The organism is Streptomyces sp. NPDC028289 (assembly GCF_055565975.1).
In genome coordinates, this window is the sequence record NZ_JBVHTI010000002.1 from 1197796 (window position 1) to 1217256 (window position 19461).

At 72.1% G+C, this 19461-nt stretch carries 18 protein-coding genes, 1 tRNA gene and 2 pseudogenes; 8 read left to right on the forward strand and 13 right to left on the reverse strand.

Annotated elements, in window-relative coordinates; all coding sequences use genetic code 11:
- The first annotated feature begins 23 nt into the window (after nt 1–23).
- The gene (locus ACZ4UV_RS13330) at nt 24–2195 is read left to right on the forward strand and encodes an ATP-binding SpoIIE family protein phosphatase (RefSeq protein ID WP_467837792.1); all 2172 of its coding nucleotides are present in this window, start codon (nt 24–26) and stop codon (nt 2193–2195) included.
- Nucleotides 2196–2277: 82 nt separating this feature from the next.
- On the opposite strand, the gene ACZ4UV_RS13335 is transcribed toward ACZ4UV_RS13330, so the two are convergent.
- From ACZ4UV_RS13335 to ACZ4UV_RS13355, 5 genes and pseudogenes are all read right to left on the reverse strand, one after another.
- The gene (locus tag ACZ4UV_RS13335) at nt 2278–2805 is read right to left on the reverse strand and encodes an NUDIX hydrolase family protein (RefSeq protein WP_181808617.1); all 528 of its coding nucleotides are present in this window, start codon (nt 2803–2805) and stop codon (nt 2278–2280) included.
- A 42-nt stretch (nt 2806–2847) separates the two neighbouring features.
- Nucleotides 2848–3990 (reverse strand): amidohydrolase family protein, encoded by a 1143-nt coding sequence (locus ACZ4UV_RS13340; protein WP_467837794.1) that lies wholly within the window; start codon nt 3988–3990, stop codon nt 2848–2850.
- Nucleotides 3990–5393: a glutamine synthetase family protein gene (locus ACZ4UV_RS13345; RefSeq protein ID WP_467837796.1), complete on the reverse strand. Its 1404-nt coding sequence runs from the start codon at nt 5391–5393 to the stop codon at nt 3990–3992. The genes ACZ4UV_RS13340 and ACZ4UV_RS13345 overlap by 1 nt, the downstream gene beginning before the upstream one ends.
- Nucleotides 5394–5535: 142 nt before the next feature.
- Nucleotides 5536–5739, reverse strand: a pseudogene (locus ACZ4UV_RS13350) (response regulator transcription factor); the annotation flags it as partial.
- 194 nt (nt 5740–5933) lie between these two features.
- Nucleotides 5934–6821, reverse strand: coding sequence for an SDR family NAD(P)-dependent oxidoreductase (locus ACZ4UV_RS13355; protein ID WP_390036916.1), 888 nt, complete (start codon nt 6819–6821; stop codon nt 5934–5936).
- 71 nt (nt 6822–6892) lie between these two features.
- Between ACZ4UV_RS13355 and ACZ4UV_RS13360 the strand changes: the two genes are divergently transcribed.
- Entirely contained in the window at nt 6893–7897 is a 1005-nt protein-coding gene (locus ACZ4UV_RS13360; protein ID WP_467837799.1) for a LysR family transcriptional regulator, read from the forward strand.
- Between the two features lie 13 nt (nt 7898–7910).
- Here the strand turns inward: ACZ4UV_RS13360 and ACZ4UV_RS13365 are convergent, their stop codons facing one another.
- Nucleotides 7911–8381: a Dps family protein gene (locus ACZ4UV_RS13365; protein ID WP_451016683.1), complete on the reverse strand. Its 471-nt coding sequence runs from the start codon at nt 8379–8381 to the stop codon at nt 7911–7913.
- 192 nt (nt 8382–8573) lie between these two features.
- Between ACZ4UV_RS13365 and ACZ4UV_RS13370 the strand changes: the two genes are divergently transcribed.
- The 5 genes from ACZ4UV_RS13370 to ACZ4UV_RS13390 all read left to right on the forward strand — a co-directional run bounded on the left by ACZ4UV_RS13370 (nt 8574) and on the right by ACZ4UV_RS13390 (nt 10969).
- Nucleotides 8574–9347: a sulfite exporter TauE/SafE family protein gene (locus ACZ4UV_RS13370; protein ID WP_467837801.1), complete on the forward strand. Its 774-nt coding sequence runs from the start codon at nt 8574–8576 to the stop codon at nt 9345–9347.
- Between the two features lie 127 nt (nt 9348–9474).
- Nucleotides 9475–9639, forward strand: coding sequence for a 50S ribosomal protein L33 (gene rpmG, locus ACZ4UV_RS13375; protein ID WP_093497749.1), 165 nt, complete (start codon nt 9475–9477; stop codon nt 9637–9639).
- A gap of 41 nt (nt 9640–9680) precedes the next feature.
- The gene (locus tag ACZ4UV_RS13380; protein WP_181808960.1) at nt 9681–9941 is read left to right on the forward strand and encodes a type B 50S ribosomal protein L31; all 261 of its coding nucleotides are present in this window, start codon (nt 9681–9683) and stop codon (nt 9939–9941) included.
- A 35-nt stretch (nt 9942–9976) separates the two neighbouring features.
- The gene (gene ykgO, locus ACZ4UV_RS13385; RefSeq protein WP_046728129.1) at nt 9977–10099 is read left to right on the forward strand and encodes a type B 50S ribosomal protein L36; all 123 of its coding nucleotides are present in this window, start codon (nt 9977–9979) and stop codon (nt 10097–10099) included.
- Nucleotides 10100–10222: 123 nt separating this feature from the next.
- Nucleotides 10223–10969, forward strand: a complete 747-nt coding sequence (locus tag ACZ4UV_RS13390; RefSeq protein ID WP_467837804.1) for a cobalt-precorrin-6A reductase — start codon at nt 10223–10225, stop codon at nt 10967–10969.
- A gap of 3 nt (nt 10970–10972) precedes the next feature.
- Here ACZ4UV_RS13390 and cobF read toward each other — a convergent pair whose 3' ends face one another.
- Nucleotides 10973–11755 carry a precorrin-6A synthase (deacetylating) gene (gene cobF, locus ACZ4UV_RS13395; RefSeq protein WP_451016680.1) on the reverse strand — a complete coding sequence of 261 codons (783 nt, stop codon included), beginning with the start codon at nt 11753–11755 and terminating at the stop codon, nt 10973–10975.
- A gap of 45 nt (nt 11756–11800) precedes the next feature.
- Entirely contained in the window at nt 11801–12310 is a 510-nt protein-coding gene (locus ACZ4UV_RS13400) for a DUF309 domain-containing protein (protein ID WP_467837807.1), read from the reverse strand.
- Between the two features lie 105 nt (nt 12311–12415).
- Between ACZ4UV_RS13400 and ACZ4UV_RS13405 the strand changes: the two genes are divergently transcribed.
- Nucleotides 12416–12489, forward strand: a tRNA-Pro gene (locus tag ACZ4UV_RS13405).
- Between the two features lie 105 nt (nt 12490–12594).
- On the opposite strand, the gene ACZ4UV_RS13410 is transcribed toward ACZ4UV_RS13405, so the two are convergent.
- The 5 genes and pseudogenes from ACZ4UV_RS13410 to ACZ4UV_RS13430 all read right to left on the reverse strand — a co-directional run bounded on the left by ACZ4UV_RS13410 (nt 12595) and on the right by ACZ4UV_RS13430 (nt 19409).
- Nucleotides 12595–13233 (reverse strand): site-specific integrase, encoded by a 639-nt coding sequence (locus ACZ4UV_RS13410; protein WP_467837809.1) that lies wholly within the window; start codon nt 13231–13233, stop codon nt 12595–12597.
- A 130-nt stretch (nt 13234–13363) separates the two neighbouring features.
- Nucleotides 13364–13531 (reverse strand): annotated as a pseudogene (locus tag ACZ4UV_RS13415) (tyrosine-type recombinase/integrase); the annotation flags it as partial.
- Between the two features lie 32 nt (nt 13532–13563).
- The gene (locus ACZ4UV_RS13420) at nt 13564–14904 is read right to left on the reverse strand and encodes a ricin-type beta-trefoil lectin domain protein (protein ID WP_467837811.1); all 1341 of its coding nucleotides are present in this window, start codon (nt 14902–14904) and stop codon (nt 13564–13566) included.
- Nucleotides 14905–14959: 55 nt separating this feature from the next.
- Nucleotides 14960–16942 (reverse strand): alpha-L-fucosidase, encoded by a 1983-nt coding sequence (locus tag ACZ4UV_RS13425; RefSeq protein ID WP_451016676.1) that lies wholly within the window; start codon nt 16940–16942, stop codon nt 14960–14962.
- Between the two features lie 58 nt (nt 16943–17000).
- Nucleotides 17001–19409, reverse strand: a complete 2409-nt coding sequence (locus ACZ4UV_RS13430) for a ricin-type beta-trefoil lectin domain protein (RefSeq protein ID WP_467837813.1) — start codon at nt 19407–19409, stop codon at nt 17001–17003.
- Nucleotides 19410–19461: the final 52 nt, after the last annotated feature.

Here is a 19461-nt window from a genome sequence, read left to right on the forward strand (position 1 = left end):
GCCTGCCGCGTTAACCTGTCGTTATGTGCCCGAACCGTCCGGAAGGGGTCGAATCCGACCCGTCCCCGGCCACGGGTGCGCGGGCGCGGGCACTGGCGTTGGCCCTTCGGCAGGCGACGGCAGGTGTCGGCGGACAAGGCGCCCTGCTGCACCGGTGGGATCCCGGCGCCGGCCGGCTGACCCTGGTGGCGGTGGACGGTGTCGACGCCGGGACGGCGCGGGCCTGGGCGGAGCTGGACGAGGAAGAGGACGTACCGCCGGCCCGCGCGCTGCGCCGCGGTGTCCTCGTCCGGGTGGCCGGGGACAGCCTCGGGACCGGCGCGGCCGGCACGGTGGCGGTCCCCCTGACCGGGGCCCACGGGCCAGTCGGCGCGCTCTCGGTGCTGCTGTCCGGAAGCGGCGGACCCGACGACGTACAGCTGTCCTTCCTGCACGCGGTGGCGGCCTGGACCGCGGAGCGCCTGGAGCACGCCGACGGGAAGCCTCCGCACGGGGAACCCGCGCCCGGGCGCGAGCGCACGGTCCGGACGGAGGAGCTGACCGCGACGCTCGCCGAGGCCGTGACCGTCCAGGACGTCGTACAGGCCGTGGCGCAGCATGTCCTGTCACCGTTCTGCGCCGACGGACTGGTCGTCTCCGTGTTCGAGGACGGCCGGCTGACCAGGGTCGGCGAGGTCGGCTACCCCGCCGACTACCTGAAACGGTTCGAGGGCCCGCTCAACGCCGGCCTGCCCGTCACCGACGTGCTCCGGACCCACAGGCCGCAGTTCATGGAGTCGCCGGCCCAGATGTACGAGCGCTATCCCGCCGTCACGGACAGGATCCTGATGGGGACCTCGCCGAAGATGGCGTGGGCGTTCCTGCCGCTGATCGCCTCCGGGCGGGCCATCGGTGTGGCCATCCTGTCCTACAACCAGCCGCGCCCCTTCGACGCGGAGGAACGCACCCGCCTGACCGGCCTCGGTGCTCTGGTCGGCCAGGCACTGGAGCGGGCCCGCCTGTACGACCTCGAACACGCCCGCGCGCAGGAACTGCAGAGCGCCCTGCTGCCCCGGACCCTGCCCCGGCTGCCCGGCGCCGTCGCGGCCGCGCGCTACCTGCCGGCGGGCCGGGGCGAGCAGGTGGGCGGCGACTGGTTCGACGTGATCCCGCTCTCCGCCGACCGGGTCGCCCTGGTGGTCGGCGACGTGATGGGCCACGGCATCGCCGAGGCCGCCACCATGGGCCGGCTGCGCACCGCCGTACGCACCCTGGCCGACCTCGACATGGCCCCGGACGAACTGCTGGGCCACCTCAACGACCTGGTCAGCGACCTGGGCGAGGACTTCTACGCCACCTGCCTCTACGCCGTCTACGACCCGGTCGGCCGGACCTGCTGCTACGCACTCGCCGGGCATCCGCCGCCGGTCTTCGTGCATCCCGACGGCACCGTGCTCAGCCCCGTCGTGAGCCCCGATCCGCCGCTCGGAGCCGCCACCCCGCCGTTCGCCGTGCACGAACTCGTGCTCCCGGACGGCAGCCTGGTCGTCCTGTGCACCGACGGGCTCATCGAGTCCGACGCCCAGGACGCCGAGCAGGGACTGGTCGAGCTGGTGCGCGTCCTGCGCCGGGCCGCGGTCCGGCCCGCCCGCTTCACCGGCGCCGACCAGGAGGAGGACGCCCGGGGCCTGGCGGAACTGTGCGACACGGTCGTCTCGGAGCTGCTCCCGGACCGGGAGCGGACCACCGACGACGCGGCCCTGCTCATCGCCCACACCCGGGCCATGCCCGCCGACGACATCGCCTCCTTCGGCCTGCCCGACGACCCCCGGGCGGCCGGCCAGGCCCGTGAACTCGTCCGCGGCCAGCTCTCCCGGTGGGGCCTGGACGACCTGTCGGCGACCACCGAGCTCCTGGTGAGCGAGCTGGTCGGCAACGTGATCCGGCACGCCAGGGGCCCCATGCGGATGCGGCTGCTGCGCAGCCGCATCCTGACCTGCGAGGTCTACGACGGCAGCCTGAGCACCCCGCGCATCCGCCACGCCACCTACACCGACGAGGGCGGCCGCGGCCTCCAGCTGGTCGCCGCGCTGTCCCGGCGCTGGGGCGCCCGCTACCTCAGCGGCGCCAAGTGCATCTGGACCGAGCAGGACATCCCGAACGGCTCCGGGCAGGCCGAAGTCCGGGGCCGGGCCACGTCGATACTCCACAGGTGACAGGCCGAAGCCGGGATGTCCTGCCGGATCCGTCGACGTCGAACCCCGTCGGCGGCCCACCGGCCGGGTCGCGGGCGGCTCCCTAGCTCACGAACCCCACATGGGCCAGGGCCTGCTTCAGCAACACCCCGTGACCACCTGGCATCTCGCTCTGCACGGCCTCCAGCATGGCCTCCTGCGGGCTGAACCACACCAGGTCCAGGGCGTCCTGCCGGGGCCGGCAGTCACCGGTGACCGGCACGATGTAGGCCAGCGACACCGCGTGCTGACGCGGGTCGTGGTACGGGGTGACGCCCAGCGTCGGGAAGTACTCGGCCACCGTGAACGGCTGCAGGGAGGCCGGCACCCGGGGCAGCGCCACCGGGCCGAGGTCCTTCTCCAGATGGCGGAGCAGGGCGTCACGGACCCGCTCGTGGTGCAGGACACGGCCGGAGACGAGGGTCCGGCTGACCGTTCCGTCCGGGCCGATGCGGAGCAGCAGGCCGATGCTGGTGACTTCGCCGCTGTCGTCGACGCGGACGGGCACGGCCTCCACGTACAGGATCGGCATGCGGGCGCGCGCCATCTCCAGCTCGTCGGAGGACAGCCAACCCGGCGTGGTTTCGGTCATGTCAGACATTGCTTGATCATACTTTCCGGACAGGGCGCGCGGTCAGTCGCGGCCGGGGTCGGATGCGGGAAGCCCGTAGAGACGACGGGCGTTGCCGCGTCCCGTCCAGGCGGCGATCCGCACCGCGTCGGTCGGGCTCAGTTCGTCGGCGTCCACCCGGGCCTGGAGCATTCCGGCCAGCCCCTGCCGGAAGGACAGCGCACCGAGGTGGTGGAACTCGGCCACACCATAGGCGTCCGAGCTGTACAGCAGTTTGCGGAACGGGGTGATCTCCATCGCCTCCGCCAGCACCGCGCCCGCCCGGGCCGGACCCACATGGTGCAGCGCGAGCCCGACATCGAGGTGCACGTGCTCGAACACCGCCGCCAGGTAGGCGGCCTGGCGCTGGTAGGGCCAGCAGTGCAGCAGGAGCACCGGGACGGTGCCGGTGGTCAGCCGCAGCCAGTCGGTGAGCAGGGCCGGGTCCGCGTGGTGCAGCCGAAGGTCCGAGTCCCCGAAACCGGCGTGGAGCTGGAGCGGCAGCCCGAGCCCGACGGCGGTCCACAGCAGATGACGCATCAGGACCGGGTCGGTGAGCCTGCCGCCCGCGGAGAACCACAGCGCCGCCGCCCGGGTCACCTCGGCGTACGTCGGCCGCGCCGGGTCCAGGGCGAAGCCGGTGCGGTAGGCGGCCACGGACTTGACCGCGACCACACCCGGCCGCCGTACCGCCTCCTCGGCCGCCGCCCGGAAGGCGCCCGCGTACTCGGCCGCGTCGATGCCCCGTGCGGCCACCGCCTCGGCGACGCCCTCCAGCCGTACCACCTCGTACGCACGCGCGCCGGCCGCCGCCGCGAGTTCGGCGGGGGAGGTGACCGGGTGCGGGGCGTAGCCGGTGTCCACGCAGAACGCCTCCGTGTGCGCGGCCGTCAGGAACCGGCGGTTGACCTCCTGCCAGCCCAGTTCGGCCCGCCGCGCGAGGTAGTCGGCGACGGGCGCGTGCCGGTCCAGGCCGAGCAGGGGTGCGCAGTGCCGGCGTACGGCGATACCGGCGGGGCTGTCGAACGGCGAGACGCCCGGCCACGCCTCGCCCTCGGTCAGCAGCGACGCGAACTCGGGCTCGGTGAGGTCGGCGGTGACCGCGCCGTGGCAGTGGTGGTCGACGAGCGGGAGCGCGTCGAGCGCCTCCCGGACCTGACCCGGCATCAGTACTTCCAGCGGTAGGCCGCCGCCACCCCGGCGTCGTCGAGCCCCGCGACGGCCGCCGTCTCGCCTTCGCGTACGGCGATCACCGCGTCCGCGAGGACCGGGCCGAGCGCGGTGCGCAGCACCTCGTCCTCGCGGAACTCCTCGACGGCCTGGGGAAGGGAGGCCGGCAGTCGGCGCACGCCCCGGGCCACCGCCTCGTCCGGGATCAGCCGGGCCGGGTCGTCGGTTACCTCCTCGGGCAGCGGCGCGGCCGAGGCCAGCCCGTCGAGTCCGGCGGCGATGACGCAGCCGAGGGCCAGGTACGGGTTGGCGGCCAGGTCGACCGGCTTGACCTCCAGGTTGGCCTCCTGGCTCTGGTGGCCGGCCGTGCCGGTGATGACCCGGATCCCGGTCTCGCGGGTCTCCCGGCCCCAGGCCGTGTACACCCCCGCCCACTGGGCGGGCCTGAGCCGCAGATAGCTGGCCGGGCTCGGCGCGGTCACCGCCGTCAGCGCGGGCAGGTGCGTCAGCAGCCCGGCGATGAACGACTCCGCGGCGGCCGTCATGCCGTACCGGGCATCGCCCCCGGCATGCAGGTTGACCCCGTGGCGCCACAGGGAGAGATGCAGGTGGCCGCCGTTGCCGACGCCCCGCTCGACGACGGCCGGGGCGAAGGAGGCGCGCAGGCCGTACTTCTGCGAGACCGCGCGGACGGTCTGCCGGACCAGCACGCTCTGGTCGGCCGCCGCCACCGGGTCCAGGGCACCGGTGGAGAGCTCGAACTGGCCGGGCGCGTACTCGGGGTGGAGCTGGGCGACCGGCACCTCCTGCTTCTCGAGGGCCGCGAGCAGGTCGGCGGTGTAGTCGCTCAGTTCGATCTGCCGGGCGGCGCTGTACGCGGGACCCGACGTGGCCGGCGCGAACTCGTCGGCCGGCGCGGCGGCCCGGCCGAGCACCCACTCGAGCTCGACGCCCGCTCGGAAGGTGACACCGTGCCGCTCCTCGGCGTCGGCGACGACCCGGCGCAGGAAGGTGCGGCTGCACCCCGGATGCCGTTCACCCTCCTGAGTGACCCGGTCGACGGGCGCCCACGCCCAGCCGGGCTGCCCGGCCAGCACCACCAGCCGGTCCAGGTCCGGATGGAGACGCAGATCGCCGTCGGGCGAGCCGAGCACGTCGGTGCGCACGATCGCGTCGTTCGCCAGGAAGGTGTCGAACACCGGGGACATGCCCACGCCCCAGGCCACCGCAGGCTGCAGCCCCTGCCAGGGAACGGTCTTCACCCTGCAGATCCCGGCGGTGTCCACATACGCCAGCACGATCCCGCGCACGCCCTGCGCGGACAGCTCGTGGGCGAGGGCATGGGCCCGGGCCAGATCGCCGGGGCTCCCGCCGGGTACGGGGTCGACCAGGGGTGGCATACGACGTCCTCCTCGACGGGCTCGGATGCACGCGTCCCGGCCAGGGTTTCACGCCGACCGCGCCGAACTGCGCTACCGGCGCCGGGGAGTCGGTCCCGGCGGCCACGGAGTCCCGGGCGGCGCGTGCGGTGCCGGAGCCCGCTCAGGCGTGGCCGCCGCGCCAGGCCCACGCGGCGATCTCCACCCGGTTCCGGGCCGACAGCTTGAGCTGGACGCCGGACGGATGCGTCTTGACCGTGGACAGCGAGACGAACAGCTCGGCGGCGATCTCGGCGTTGGTGCGGCCGACGGCGACCAGCCGCACCACGTCCAGCTCGCGGCCGGTGAGGGGCTCGGCGGGTGGTGCGTCGACCGGCCTGGCGGCGGCTTCGGCCTCGTCGGCCTCACGGAACGCGTCACCGCCCTCGGCGGCACGCTGGACGCGGGGCCGGGGGCGGTGGGCGGCTGGACGGTACGGGCACTCTTCCCGTTGGGCAGAGGCTGAGGGCTCGGCCGGCGCCGGCGGGTCCGTGTGCCGACAGACGGCGCCGGATCCGGCGCTCACGGCTTGACGAGGCGGTCCTGCTCCACCGGAGGGGTGCCGTCCTGCCAGCGCAGCGGCTTGCCGAAGCGGATCAGCTCGCCGTAGAGCCCGGGGTCGACATCCGCCGCGAAGACGAGGTCGAGCACCGCACGGGCGGCCTCGGCGGGGGACTGGGCGCCGCTGTAGTCGCTGAACCAGGGGCGGGACGTGGCCGTGTCGACCATGCCGGGGCAGACGGAGGCGACCAGGGTGCCGGTCGCCAGGTCCTGCTCGCGGCGCTCGGCGGCGACCGCGCGGACGGCGGCCACCTGGGCCACCTTCGAGGGCACGTTCAGCCACACGGGCCAGCCGGCCTCGGCGGCGGTGCGGTTGTGGACGGCGCTGCGCCAGGACTCGACGGCGTACTCGACCTGGTCGAGGCTCGCGCCGTCGAACAGGTGGTGCAGCCGCGGGTCGAGGTGGCCGAGGGTGCCGAGCGAACTGGCCACCACCAGCAGCCGGCCCCGCGGGCGCAGGACGGCGCCGAAGGAGCGCAGGACCGCGTGGGTGGCGGTGTTCGAGACGTCGATGAACTCGTCGGCCCGCTCGGACTGCGAGTCCTCGGGCAGGACCCGGGCGACCGCGTTGGAGACGACGATGTCCACCCCGCCGTACCGGGCCCCGAGTTCGTCGGCGAGCCGGTCGATCGCGTCGGTGTCGGTGACGTCCAGGACCCGGCCCTCGACGCGGGCGCGCGTCGAGGGCCGGCGCGCGACCTCGGCGGCGGCGTCCGGCACCCGCCTCGGGTCGCGTCCGGTGAGCAGAACCAGGTCGTCCGGGCCCAGCCGGGCGGCGAGGCCTTCGGTGAGGGCGCGGCCGAGTCCTTGGTTGGCGCCGGTGACGAGGGCGATGCGGGGAGCGTTCATGCATCCCACGCTAGGAACGGCGCGTCCATGAGTCCAACGAAAGTTACGCACGGCTAGTATGCGTGAGCGTCATGGACTTCAACGATGTGTCACTGACCGCGCTGCGGGTCTTCCGCGCGGTCGCCGATCAGGGAACCTTCACCGCCGCCGCGGCCTCGCTGGGCTACACCCAGTCCGCGGTGTCCCGGCAGATCGCCGCGATCGAGCGGGCTTCGGGCGCGGAGCTCCTCGAGCGGCGGCGTGACGGAGTACGGCTCACCGCGGCCGGACGGGTCGTCATGCGGCGCGCCACGACCGTGCTCGACGAGATCGAGGCGGCGGCGAGGGAACTGTCCGGGCTGCCCGGAGAGGCCGGGACGGTCCGTCTGGGCTGGTACCCCACCGCGGGAGCCGTGCTGGTCCCGCACGCCCTGACCGCGCTCCGCCGGACGGACCCCGGCCTCCGGGTCGTGGGCCGCGAGGGCACCACCCCCGCACTGGTGCGTGCCCTGCGCGCCGGCAGCATCGACCTGGCCCTGCTCGCGTCGGCGCCGCCGTTCCGGGCGCCGGACGCCGAGTCGCCCCCGCTGGTGCTCCAGACCCTCACCGAGCGCGCCCTGTGCCTAGCGCTGCCGGCCGGTCACCCCCTGGCTCGCGGCGACTTCGTCGACGTGGCCGATCTGCGCGGGCAGCGCTGGATCGCCGGCTCCGCCTCGGGAGAGGACCGGTTGATGGGCGTGTGGCCCGGCCTGGACGAGCGGCCGGAGATCGCCCACGTCGCGCGCGACTGGCTGGCCAAGCTCCATCTCGTCGCCGCCGGCTGCGGGTTGACCACCGTACCGGCCGCCCTGGCCTCCGCGGCGCCGGCCGGTGTCCGGATCCTGCCGGTGCGCGGCGGACCGCAGGAGCAGCGCCGCCAGCTGCTGGCCCGGCTGCCGCACCCGCCCGCGGAGGCGGTCACCCGGGTGGCGGCCGCCCTGCGGGCGGCGGCGCTCGAAGCGGACGTACCGGACCGGCTGGACCGACCCGACCGACCCGACCGACCCGACCGACTGGACCGGCCGGATGGATCGGACCGACCGGATCGGTCCAAGTGAGCCTTCTGTGGGCTCAGTTGTTCTCGGCGGCGAACATCCAGCGCTGCTTCTCCAGGTCGGCGGTGATCGAGATCAGCAGGTCCTGGGTGACCGGGTCGGGCTCGTCGGTCGCGGCGATCCGCTCGCGCAGTCGCCCGATCGCCGCCTCCAGGGTCCGCACCATCAGGTCGACGACCTCGTCGTCGCGCAGCCAGCCGTCCTTGGCGCCGGGCAGCGAGAAGGCCGCGGCGACGGTCTCCGGACGGCCGTCCGGCGGCACGCCCAGGGCGGCGGCGCGCTCCGCGACGGTGTCCGAGTGGGCGCGCGCGGCGGCGACCACCTCGTCGAGCTGGAGATGGATCGAGCGGAACCGCGGGCCCACGATGTTCCAGTGGGCCTGCTTCCCCATCAGTGACAGTCCGAGCAGATCCACCAAGGTCTCCTGGAGGGCACCGCCGGTGATCCTGAGCGCCTCGTCGGGCAGTGTGTTCCTCACCACGGACATGGTGTGCGTCTCCTTTCTGAGCTGTGCCGTCATCGCTGCGCGGGTGCCCTGGCGGATCGCCCGCAAACGCAGCGGCCCCGCACGGCCGCGCACCCCGGACAGGGCCGGCACCCGCCCCGGGAGGGGGCCGGAGCCAACCAGCGAGACGGTACTTACACCATCCGGTTGTCCGGACATAGCATCGGTCCCCGCATGGACACGATGACGCTCTGGCACATATCCGGCTGGGAGTTCGCCGCCCTGGCACTCGCCGCCCTGCTCGTCGGCTTCTCCAAGACCGCCGTCAGTGGGGCCAACACCGTCAGTCTCGCCATCTTCGCCGCGGTCCTCCCGGCCCGCGCCTCCACCGGCGTACTGCTCCCGCTGCTCATCGCGGGCGACGTGCTGGCCGTGGCGACCTACCGGAGGCACGCCCACTGGCCCACGCTGTGGCGGCTGTTCCCGGCGGTCGCGGTCGGCGTGGTGATCGGCACGCTGTTCCTGGTCTGGGCCGACGACGGCGTCGTACGGACCTCGATCGGTGCGATCCTGCTGCTGATGGCCGGGGTCACGCTGTGGCGGCGCCGCACGGCCGACCGCCCCGACGACCCGGACCAGGTCACCACCCGCGCGGGCCGGGCCAAGGCCGGTTCGTACGGCGTGCTCGGCGGCTTCACCACGATGGTCGCCAACGCGGGCGGCCCGGTGATGTCGATGTACCTGCTGTCGGCCGGCTTCCGCAAACTCGGCTTCCTGGGTACCTCGGCGTTCTTCTTCCTGATCGTGAACCTCTCCAAGGTCCCCTTCAGCGCCGGCCTCGGACTGATCGACGGCCACTCGCTGCTCCTGGACGCCGCGCTCGTCGCGTTCGTCGTCCCCGGCGCCTTCATCGGCAAGTGGGCCGTGCACCGGATCAACCAGCGCCTCTTCGAGCAGCTGGTCATCGCCGCGACGATCGTCGGGGGCCTCCAGCTCCTCCTGCGCTGACCGGTCGGTCCGGGAACCCCCGGCCGGTCCGGCGACCCGGGAATGCGACGGCGGGAGGCGTTGTTGCAGAGGTCGTGAATGACATGCTCGGATCAAAGATCCCGGGTGTGGGCGAAGGGAGAACCTCATGGCACGCAGCACCGCGCGTCCGGTCGTCAGGCTGAAGTCGACGGCCGGAACCGGCGTCACCTACGTGACCCGCAAGAACCGCCGGAACAACCCCGACCGGCTGGTCCTGCGCAAGTACGACCCGGTGGCCGGCGCACACGTCGACTTCCGCGAAGAGCGCTGAAGCCGACCGCAAGCGCACCGGCAACCAAGAGAGGAAACCCCATGAAGGCCCGCATTCATCCCGCGTCCCGCCTCGTGGTCTTCCGGGACCGCGCCGCGGACACCGCGTTCCTGACGCGCTCCACCGCCGACTCGTCCCGGACGATCGAGTGGGAGGACGGCAACACCTACCCCTTGATCGACGTGGAGATCTCGTCCGCGTCGCACCCCTTCTACACCGGCAGGGCGCGGGTCCTGGACAGCGCCGGCCGAGTGGAGCGTTTCGAACGCCGTTACGGCCGCACCGCCGCCGCCCGCGGCTGACCCCGCCCGGCGGCCGACCCGAGGAGAACAGCACCATGAAGGTCCGCAAGTCCCTGCGCTCACTGAAGGCCAAGCCCGGCGCCCAGGTGGTCCGCCGGCGGGGCGTGGTCTACGTGATCAACAAGAAGGACCCCCGCTTCAAGGCCCGTCAGGGCTGACAGAGGTCCCGTCCCACGAGGGCCGCCCGGCGATCCGTCCGGGCGGCCCTCGTGCGTCACGGCGTCGGCCGGCCGCCCGGCCCCACGGCGTCACCCGATGCGAAGGCCCCGTACGCTCGTCCCATGTCCCCGCACGTCCTGATCCTCGGCGGTACCACCGAGGCCCGCCGCCTCGCCACCGAGCTGTCGGGGCGCCCCGGGGTCCGGGTCACCACCTCGCTCGCGGGCCGGGTCGCACGGCCGGGCACGCTCGCCGGCGAGGTGCGCACCGGCGGCTTCGGCGGGGCGGCCGGCCTCGGCGACTGGCTGCGCGAACACCACGTGGACGCCCTGGTGGACGCCACCCACCCCTTCGCCGAGACGATCACCGCGAACGCGGCCGGCGCCGCCCGGGCCACCGGGACCCCCGCCGTCGTCCTGCGCCGCCCCGGCTGGCAGCCGCGCCCCGGCGACGACTGGCACCCCGTCCCGTCCCTGCCCGCGGCCGCCGCCGCCCTGCCCCGCTTCGGCCCCCGTGTCTTCCTCACCACCGGCCGCCTGGGCCTGTCCGCCTTCGCCCACCTGACGGACCGGCACTTCGTCGTGCGGTCCGTGGAACCCCCCGAGCCGCCCATGCCCAGGCACACCGAAGTGCTGCTGGCGCGCGGACCGTTCACCGTCGCCGACGAGACCGCGCTGCTGACCGGGAACCTGATCGACGTCCTGGTCACGAAGGACAGCGGGGGAGCGGCCACGGCCGCCAAACTCACGGCCGCACGGGAGCTCGGGCTGCCCGTGGTCGTCGTACGACGGCCCCCGTTGCCGGACGGTGTGACGGCGGTGCCGGACGTCGCCGGCGTCCTGGAACGGCTCGGGCTCGACCCGGCCTGACCATCAGCCCTCCTTGGGAACCTCCGGGTGGCGGCGCAGCAGATACGTGTCCATGATCCAGCCCTTGCGCTCACGTGCCTCGGCCCGCAGCCGTTCGATGCGCGGACCGGCCTCGGCGATCGGACCGGAGACCAGGATCTCGTCAGGGGTGCCGAGGTACGCACCCCAGTAGATGTCGATGTCCTCGTCCGCGTACCGGCGGAAGGCCTGGTGCGCGTCGAGCATCACCACCACGTCGTCCACCCCGTCCGGCAGCCCCTCGGCGAGCCGCCGCCCGGTGGTGATCTGCACCGGCCCGGCCACCCGGTTCAGCCCCGTACGATGCCGGGCCGCCAGTGCCGAGACACTGCTGATCCCGGGCACCACGTCGTACCCGAACCGCACCGTGCCGCGGGCCAGCACCTCCTCCAGGATCGCCAGCGTGCTGTCGTACAACGACGGATCGCCCCACACCAGGAAGGCGCCGGTCTGCCCTTCGCCCAACTCCTCGCGGATCAGCCGCTCGTAGATGTCCGCGCGGGCGCTGCGCCAGTCACCGACGGCCGGCGAGTACGCCCCGCCGCCCGCGGCCCGGTCCCGCTCCGGGTCCCGCGCCTCGACCAGCCGGTAACCGCCGTCCGGTATGTGCGTGTCGAGCATGTCCCGGCGCAGTCGGGTCAGGTCGCTCTTGACCTCGCCCTTGTCGAGGAGGAAGAACACGTCCGTGCTCTTCAGCGCCCGGACCGCCTGGAGGGTGAGCTGGTCGGGGTCGCCCGCGCCGATACCGATGACATGAATCTCTCGCACGCACCCGAGTCTGCCGTATGCCACTGACAGCGGGTCACCCCGGTGCTACCGGGAGCCGCGCAGCCGGGGTGCCTCGCCCTTCGCCTCGACGCTCCCGGCACCGCCCTCCACCCGCCCGGCCAGCTCCCGCGCCCACAGCGCGAGCCCGTCGACATCGATCCCGTACGGCCACCGCTCCCCGCCCCCGGCCACCCACTCCTCGACCGCGCCCGCGCCCCGCCGCAGCAGTCGCGCCCCGCCGGTCACGTTCCCGCGGGCCGCGTGCGTGAGCCCCACCGCAAGCTGGGCCAGCCCGCGCCACAGCGTCCGCTCCGTCTCGGGCCCCGACTTCCAGGCGTCCTCGAACACCTCGTGCGCGTGGAACGGCTTCCCGGCGTCCAGCAGCGCCTGCGCCTCGGCGACCGTCTCCTGCGGAGTCCGTACGACCCCCTCGGGCTGCCGCTCGACACCCGGCGCGCCGTACGGGAGCGGCCGACCCAGCCCGTCCCGCGGCCGGGCGCTGCGCGCCCGCCCCTCGGCATCCCGGTCCCGTGCCCCTGTCTCCGCGTCTCCCATACGACCGATTGTCCCCCCACTGCCCCCGCCCTCTTTCTGCCCGCCCGCGGACGTGGGGTAAGGTTCTCTTCACGCGATCACGCGGGTCACCGCGAGGGAGCGCATCGGGACGTGGCGCAGCTTGGTAGCGCACTTGACTGGGGGTCAAGGGGTCGCAGGTTCAAATCCTGTCGTCCCGACGGTGTTCACCAGCGGGTCTGCCGGAAACGGCAGGCCCGCTGGGTGCGTTCGTGTGACACGTGATGGCGGCGTGATGGCAATCGAGAGACGCTCGGCAGCCGGTCTCAAGCTGCCCGGTCTTCTGGTGCCGAGGTGCTCTGGCGGTGTTCGCGGTCGGAGCGGGTCAGGGCTTTGTCGATGGCGGTGACGGCGTCGCGGGCGGCGTGGGGTAGCAGGTGGCCGTAGAGGTTGACGGTGGTGGACAGCGTCGAGTGGCGCAGCGTCTTGGAGACCACGGTCAGCGGGGCCCGCGAGCTGATCATGATGGTGGCGGCGGTGTGCCGCAGGTCGTGGACGCCGATCCGGGGCAGGCCGATCTCCTCAGAGCGTCGGCGCAGCTCGGTCAGGACACCTTGCGGGCGCAGCGGGCAACCGTCCGGCTGGCAGAAGACCAGGCCTTCCAGCGCGGCCGCGACACGCAGGGACAGGCTCACCCAGTTCCGGCTCGCCTTGGTCTTCGGATGGCCGAGACAGAGCCGGTGGTTGTTGACAGCCGTTGGGTTCCAGCGCACCAGCAGGGACTTCTCGGACAGGTGGACATCCGTCCAGTGCAGGCCCTCGCCACGGCGCATACCGGTGCCGAGCAGCAGCTCGAACAGGTCGGCCGGCTGGTCGCCGTGACGGGTGTGGTTGTGGCGAAGGAACGCGGCCGCTTGGGCGGGGTTCCAGCACATCCGCTCCTGCGCCGTGGGCCTGGGCGCCATCGCGTACCGGCACGAGTTGTCCGCGATCAGCCGTGCGCGCGCGGCGGAGCCGAGGGTGCCTGAGAGTGGCGCCGATCCGGTAGACGGTGGTGCGACCCCGCTCGCGAGCGAACTCGGCCTCCTGCCAAGCGGTGATGTGCCGCGGACGAACATCTTGAAGGGCGATGCGCCCGAAGGCCGGGATGAGGTCGGCGCGGACGTGGTCGCGGTAGCGGTAGCGGTAGCGGACGAACGTAGTGGGCTTCGAGACAGGCTTCCCACCCCGGTGCCGTTTTTCGGCAGCACGGCACGGGGCCAGGCCGGCATGGGGTCATGCCTGGCCCCGGCGGGTCAGTTCTCGAGCTGCCAGTGCTGGTTCGCACCGCCCGTGCAGTTCCACAGCTGGACTTTCGTCCCGTTCACGGTCCCCTGGCCGTTGGCGTCCAGGCAGAGTCCCGACTGTGCTGCGGTGATCGTGCCGTCGGGATTGACGTTCCATTGCTGGTCCGGTTGCCCGGTGCAGTCCCAGATCGCCGCGGGGGTGCCGTTGCCCGCGGACTGGCCGACGCCCAGGCACTTGTTGCCGTAGACCATCAGCTGCTTTCCGGTGTTGTAGGTCCACCGTTGGTTGGAGCCGCCGTTGCAGTCCCACAGTTGTGCCTGCGTGCCGTTGGCCGTCGTGGAGTTGTTGATGTCGAGGCAGCGCCCCGACTGCTGCCCGACGATCTCCTGGTTGCCGGAGGGCGGTGGCGGCGGCTGGTTCGAGCCGAACTGCGTGAAGAACTGCCACACGGCTGCCGACGTCCAGGTGTGCCAGCCGTCACCGGTGGAGCCGTCTATGGGACCGGGGTCATGGCCCGCTCCGTCGAACGCGGCCCAGACGACGGGGTATCCGGACCGGCATCCGGAGTAGGTGGTGATGATGTGCGTCAGGCTTCCGTAGGCCGGCTCGGGCGGGTTCTGCGTGGTGCAGCCGTTCGTCCGGACGAAGGTGTCGCGCAGTTCCCGTCCCGACGAGATGGGCAGCACGTTGTCCCTGATGCCGTGCAGACCCATGTAGGCGATGGGCTGATTGCCGCCGTTGCACCCGCTGAGGTTCGCGCCGGAATAGACCGCGACCGCACGGAAGGCCGTCGCCCGTGAGCAGGCGAGGGCGTAGGACATCGCACCGCCGTAGCTGAAGCCGGCGGAGAACAACTGGGTGGTGTCGACGCACAGACCTGCTTCGAGCTGGCTGACCATGGCGTCGACGAAGGCCACGTCCTGGCCGCCGGGGTTGGCCCAGCCGTTGCCGTTGCCCTGGGGGGCGACGAAGATCGTGCCGTTGTTCGCGTTGTCCGCCAGGCGCCGCAGGCCGTAGTAGGACCAGTTGTACCCGTCCGTTCCGCCCGAATCGACGTCGCCTGCCGTGCCGCCCCGCCAGTGGAAGCCGAAGATCAGCCGGTAGGGGTGGTTGTTGTCGTACCCGGCGGGGACGCGCAGGATGTAACTGCGTATCTGGCCGCCGCTCTGGATCGTGTGGGTGCCACTGGTCAGGGCCGGAGCCCTGCCGCAGCCGGCGGTCGCCCCGAGGGCGCCGGTGGTCGTGGTCGACGCGGGCGTCCCGAGGCCGCTGCTGAACGAGGAGCCCGCAGCTGACAGGACGAGAAGTAAGGCCGCCGCGATCGACGTCAAGTGTGGTGTGCGTTTCATGCACTCCTTCTTCCGTGGTGGGGGGTTGCACAGGGACGTCGGTCGCCGGGGCGGTTCACACGCCGGTGATGGTCCATGCGTTGTTGGTGCTGGAGTTCGGCGTCCACAGCACCGTGGTCGAGCCCACCGTGGTGCTGCCGCTGCCGTCGAGCGCGGTGCCGGTGCCGCGGTTGACGATCTGGTAGCGGTCACCGCCGACGCCGACCAGCGACCACTGCTGGTTGTTGCCGCCGTTCCACGTCTCCTGCCGGGCGGGAGCGCCGTCGGCGGAGTTGCCCCAGCTGTCGGCGGCCATGCCGTTGGCGCGGTTGATGATGCGGTAGTAGCCGGTGCCGAGGTCGATCAGCTGCCACTGCAGATTGGCGCTGCCGTCGTAGTTCCACTGCTTGAGGTTGGAGCCGGAGGCGACATTGCCCCCGCTGTCGAGCACCAGCCCGCTGGTCACGTTGGCGATCTTCACCCAGGTCGTCGAGCCGCCCGGTGCGCCCAGGACGGGAATCTCACCGGAGAAGGTGAGCTTGACCGTGTACGCCAGGGCGCTGAACGGCGGGTTCGACGAGGGCATGGCCAGGTGCAGGCCGGTGCCGTCCTGCGTCGGGGTGGGCAGGTTGACGTAGGTGCCGGCTGTGTCGTCGAGCAGCTGGGCGCCGGTCAGGCTGCTGAGGTTGAACCGGTTGGAGTTCAGCGTCGTGATGGTCGTGGTGCCGCCCTGCCAGCCCAGCGTGGTGGCGTAGAGCACCTTGTCGTCCTGGCTGCGGGTGAACCGGATGTCCTTCGGAGTGCCGGCCACCGGGCCGCTGAACGAGCCTCCGCCCATCGGCGTGGGGCCCTCGCCGTAACTGGTCCAGGAGCGGGTGCCGTAGATCGCCTCTCCGAAGCGGCCGAGCCAGTCCCCCATGGCGAGCAGGATCGACTGCTGTCCGGAGGGGATGGTGCCGTCGGCCGTCGGGGCGATGTTCAGCAGCATGGTGCCGCCCTTGCTGACGCGGTCGATCAGCGAGTGCAGCAGTGCCTGCGTCGAGTAGTAGCCGATGCCCACCGTGTAGCACCAGCTGGAGGAGGAGATGCTGTCGTCGGTCAGCCAGTACGGGGTGAGCAGTCCTGCCGGGCCGCCGCGCTCGAAGTCGAAGACCTCGCCCTTGTTGTCGAGGCCGTCCTTGTAGGTCGCGGCCACGTCCTTGTTCCAGGAGACGGCCTGGTTGTAGTAGTGCGCGAGGAACTGGAGCCGGTAGGACTCCTGCACCAGGTTCAGGTCGAAGTCCTGCCAGAGCAGGTCCGGCTGGTAGGTGTCGATGACCTCGACCAGCTTGTCGTACCAGAGCTTGTTCTCCGCGGCCGAGCCCTGCTGGCCGAAGAGGATGCGCAGGGCCGGGTCCGACTGCGGCGGCACGTGGTCGTAGTAGCCGTTGAAGTGGTAGGCGTGGTGCAGGGACGCCATGAACTTCAGGCCCTGCCCGCGGATGGCCTGCGCGTGCAGCCCCACCAGGTCGAGTCCGGGGCCGTGCCGGACGGAGTTCCACGGGTTGGCGCGGCTGTTCCACATGGAGAAGCCGTCGTGGTGCTCGGCGACCGGTCCTGCGAAGCGCGCGCCCGCGGCCTTGAACAGCCGCGCCCAGGCGTCCGGGTCCCAGTGGCCGCCCTGCGAGGCGAGCTTGGGGGCGAACTGCACGAAGTTGCCCGCCTTGTCGCGGGCTCCGTCGATGAAGTTGTTGTACGGCCACGCCGAGGGGTCGCCGTAGGTGGCGATGTGGTGCCGGTTCTCGGCCGAGCCGCCCACGTACATGTTGCGCGGGTACCACTCGTTGCCGAACGCGGGGACGCTGAAGACGCCCCAGTGGTAGTAGATGCCGAACTTGGCGTCCTTGAACCAGGCCGGAGCCGGGGGGTGTTGGTCCACGGAGGACCAGCTCGCGGTGTAGCTCGTGGGGCCGTCGGTCGCGGCGGCCTCGGGGGCGAACCGCAGCAGGCCGAGGGCCGTTGCCGCGCCGGTCGCCGCCAGCAGCCGGCGCCGGCTGATCGGAAGGGGGGAGGAAGTCATGCGGGCCTCTCGGCGTCATTGACGGGGTGGGTGGTCTCGGATCTCAGCGGTCACCGGATCAGTTGCGCGTCCACTTCTGGTTGCTGCCGCCGCTGCAGGTCCACAGCTCCAGCAGGGTGCCGTTGGCCGTTCCCGCGCCGGTGGCGTCCAGGCACAGGCCGGACTGGGCGCCGGTGATCGTGCCGTCGGTGTTGAGCGTCCACTGCTGGTTGCTGCCGCCGTCGCAGGTCCAGATGTCGACCTTGGTGCCGGGGCCGGTGCCGCCGCCCGAGGCGTTCAGGCAGGCGTTGCCGTAGACCCGCAGTTCACCGGCCGGGGTGCTCGTCCACTGCTGGTTGCTGCCGCCGTTGCAGTCCCACAGCTCCACCTGGGTGCCGGACGTCTGCGACTGGTTCGGCACGTCCACGCACCGGCCGGAGGCGGTCCCGACGATCGTGGCGGTCGTGCCGCCGCCGGGTCCGCCGCTGCCGGGGGTGAGGGACAGGTTGTCGAACTGTGCCGTCTCGCCCTGGCTGGTCGCGTAGCCGACCTGTCCGGAGGCCCAGGTGCGGTCGCTGACGGAACCGACCGTGGAACCGTCGACGGCGGCGGTGAGGGTGGTGCCGGAGAAGGTCAGCGCCAGGGTGTGCCACCGGTTGGTGCCCAGTGCCGCGGTCGTGCCGTGGGCGAGGGTGGAGACATTGCCGTTGGTGTTGGAGTTCAGGATCGACCAGGCGCCTGTGTCGCTGACCCGCAGGTGGTAGGCGTTCAGTCCTCCGGTGCTGCTGTAGTCCTGGCCGCCCGCGCGCCCGATCAGCTCGGCGTATCCCGGCTGTTCCAGCAGCACGTCGGACGAGACGGTGTAGTTGCTCCAGCCGGTGTCACCGAGCAGGGCGTGTGGGTCGGACAGCGCGTCCCAGGTGATCGGCTTCTGCGGGCTCATCTGGCGCACGCACTTGCCGCTGCGGCCGCCGCCGCAGGCCGCCACCTCGAAGGCGCCCTGCCAGTCCATGAGGTACTTCGCCTCGGTGCCGGTGGCGTAGCCGTCGAAGGAGTCGCTGTACGGCATGCTCATGGTGCCCTGGGCGGGGCCGGTGGCGGTGCCCTTGCCCTGGCCGGTCGTGGTGGTCAGGGTGTAGACGTGATGGGGCTGCACGGTCAGGCTGAAGCCGCCGCCGGACGGGGTGATGTCCGTGGCGTGCACGAAGTAATCGGCCTGGTTGCCGGAGTTGACGTCGGTCGACCAGACGTGGACGGCTCCGGTGGACAGCCCTCCGGTGACGTCGAAGTTCAGCGTCTGGGCGCTGCCGGCGTCCATGGTCTCGATGACCGTGGAGTAGTCGGAGTTGTTCGGGGACTTCAGCGAGACGTAGCTGCCGTTGTTCCGGTTGCCGCCGATGTAGCCGCTGGAGGCGTCGAGGTACTTCCAGCCCGGGGCCGTGAACTGGCTGGTGTGCGCCATCACCCAGGTGTTCTTGCCGATCGCGTAGTGGCCCGACCACGGCTGTGCGGCCAGGGCGAGGCCCATGGTGGGATACGGCAGGTTGGGCGTGATCGCCGCGACCACCGGCCAGTTGAGGTACGCGGTCATGCGGCCGTCGATGTATCCGCGGTTGATCCCGCGGGCCATGGCCGGTGCTCCCGCGTTGTAGTCGTCGGAGCCGTTCTCGCTCGCCCACAGCGACTTTCCGGACGACGTGGCGGCCGACGGCACCGAGCAGTTGGACTGGGAGGAGCGGTAGCCGCAGGGGTAGTGCGTGCCGATGACGTTCACCGCGGCGGCGAACGCCGGGTCGGAGTCGACGTCGCCCGCCACGTTCCAGTCCGAGTCGGCCGCTACGATCTTGACGCTGCCGTAGCCGTTGGAGTTGAGCGCGCTGCGCAGCTGCTCGTACCAGGAGATGTTGTAGCCGCGCTCGTTCCAGCCGCCGAGGTAGTCGATGGTGAGGCCGTGCTGCTTGGCGCAACCCAGCCATGAGACCAGGTAGCCGACCATGTCGGTGGACCAGAAGTTCCCGCCGCCGATCCAGCCGGGGGCGCCCCAGGCGAGGCCGTACAGCTTGATGTTCGGGTTGCGGGCCTTGGCCTGCTCCATCAGCCACCATTCGTAGCCGCGGTCGCAGTTCAGGTCGGAGCGGGTGTGCTGGTGACTGGGCTCGGCTCCCGAGGTGGAGTTGGTGTCTCCGCCGATCTCGGCCTTGAGGATCTGCAGGGAGGCGCCGTAACCGGGCTTGAAGAGGTAGTCGAGGACCTGGCCGCGTTCGGGCTCGGGGTAGTCGATCAGGAGTCTGCTGTTGCCGCCTCCGCCGCTGATCGTGCCGATGCCGTCGAAGGTCCGTCCGCCGGACGCGCCGTTGACGGTGATGGAGGTGGCGGCGTGGGCCGTGGCGGCTGCCGTGCCGACGAGGCCGCCGGCGGCCAGGACGAGGCCCGCGAGCACGGCCGTCGAGGCGCGCAGGCGCTGTAACAGCCGTCTGGATGCTGACACGGTGGGGGTTCCTTTCGCAGGTCGGTGGGGTTCGCGGTCGGTGGGGTCCGCG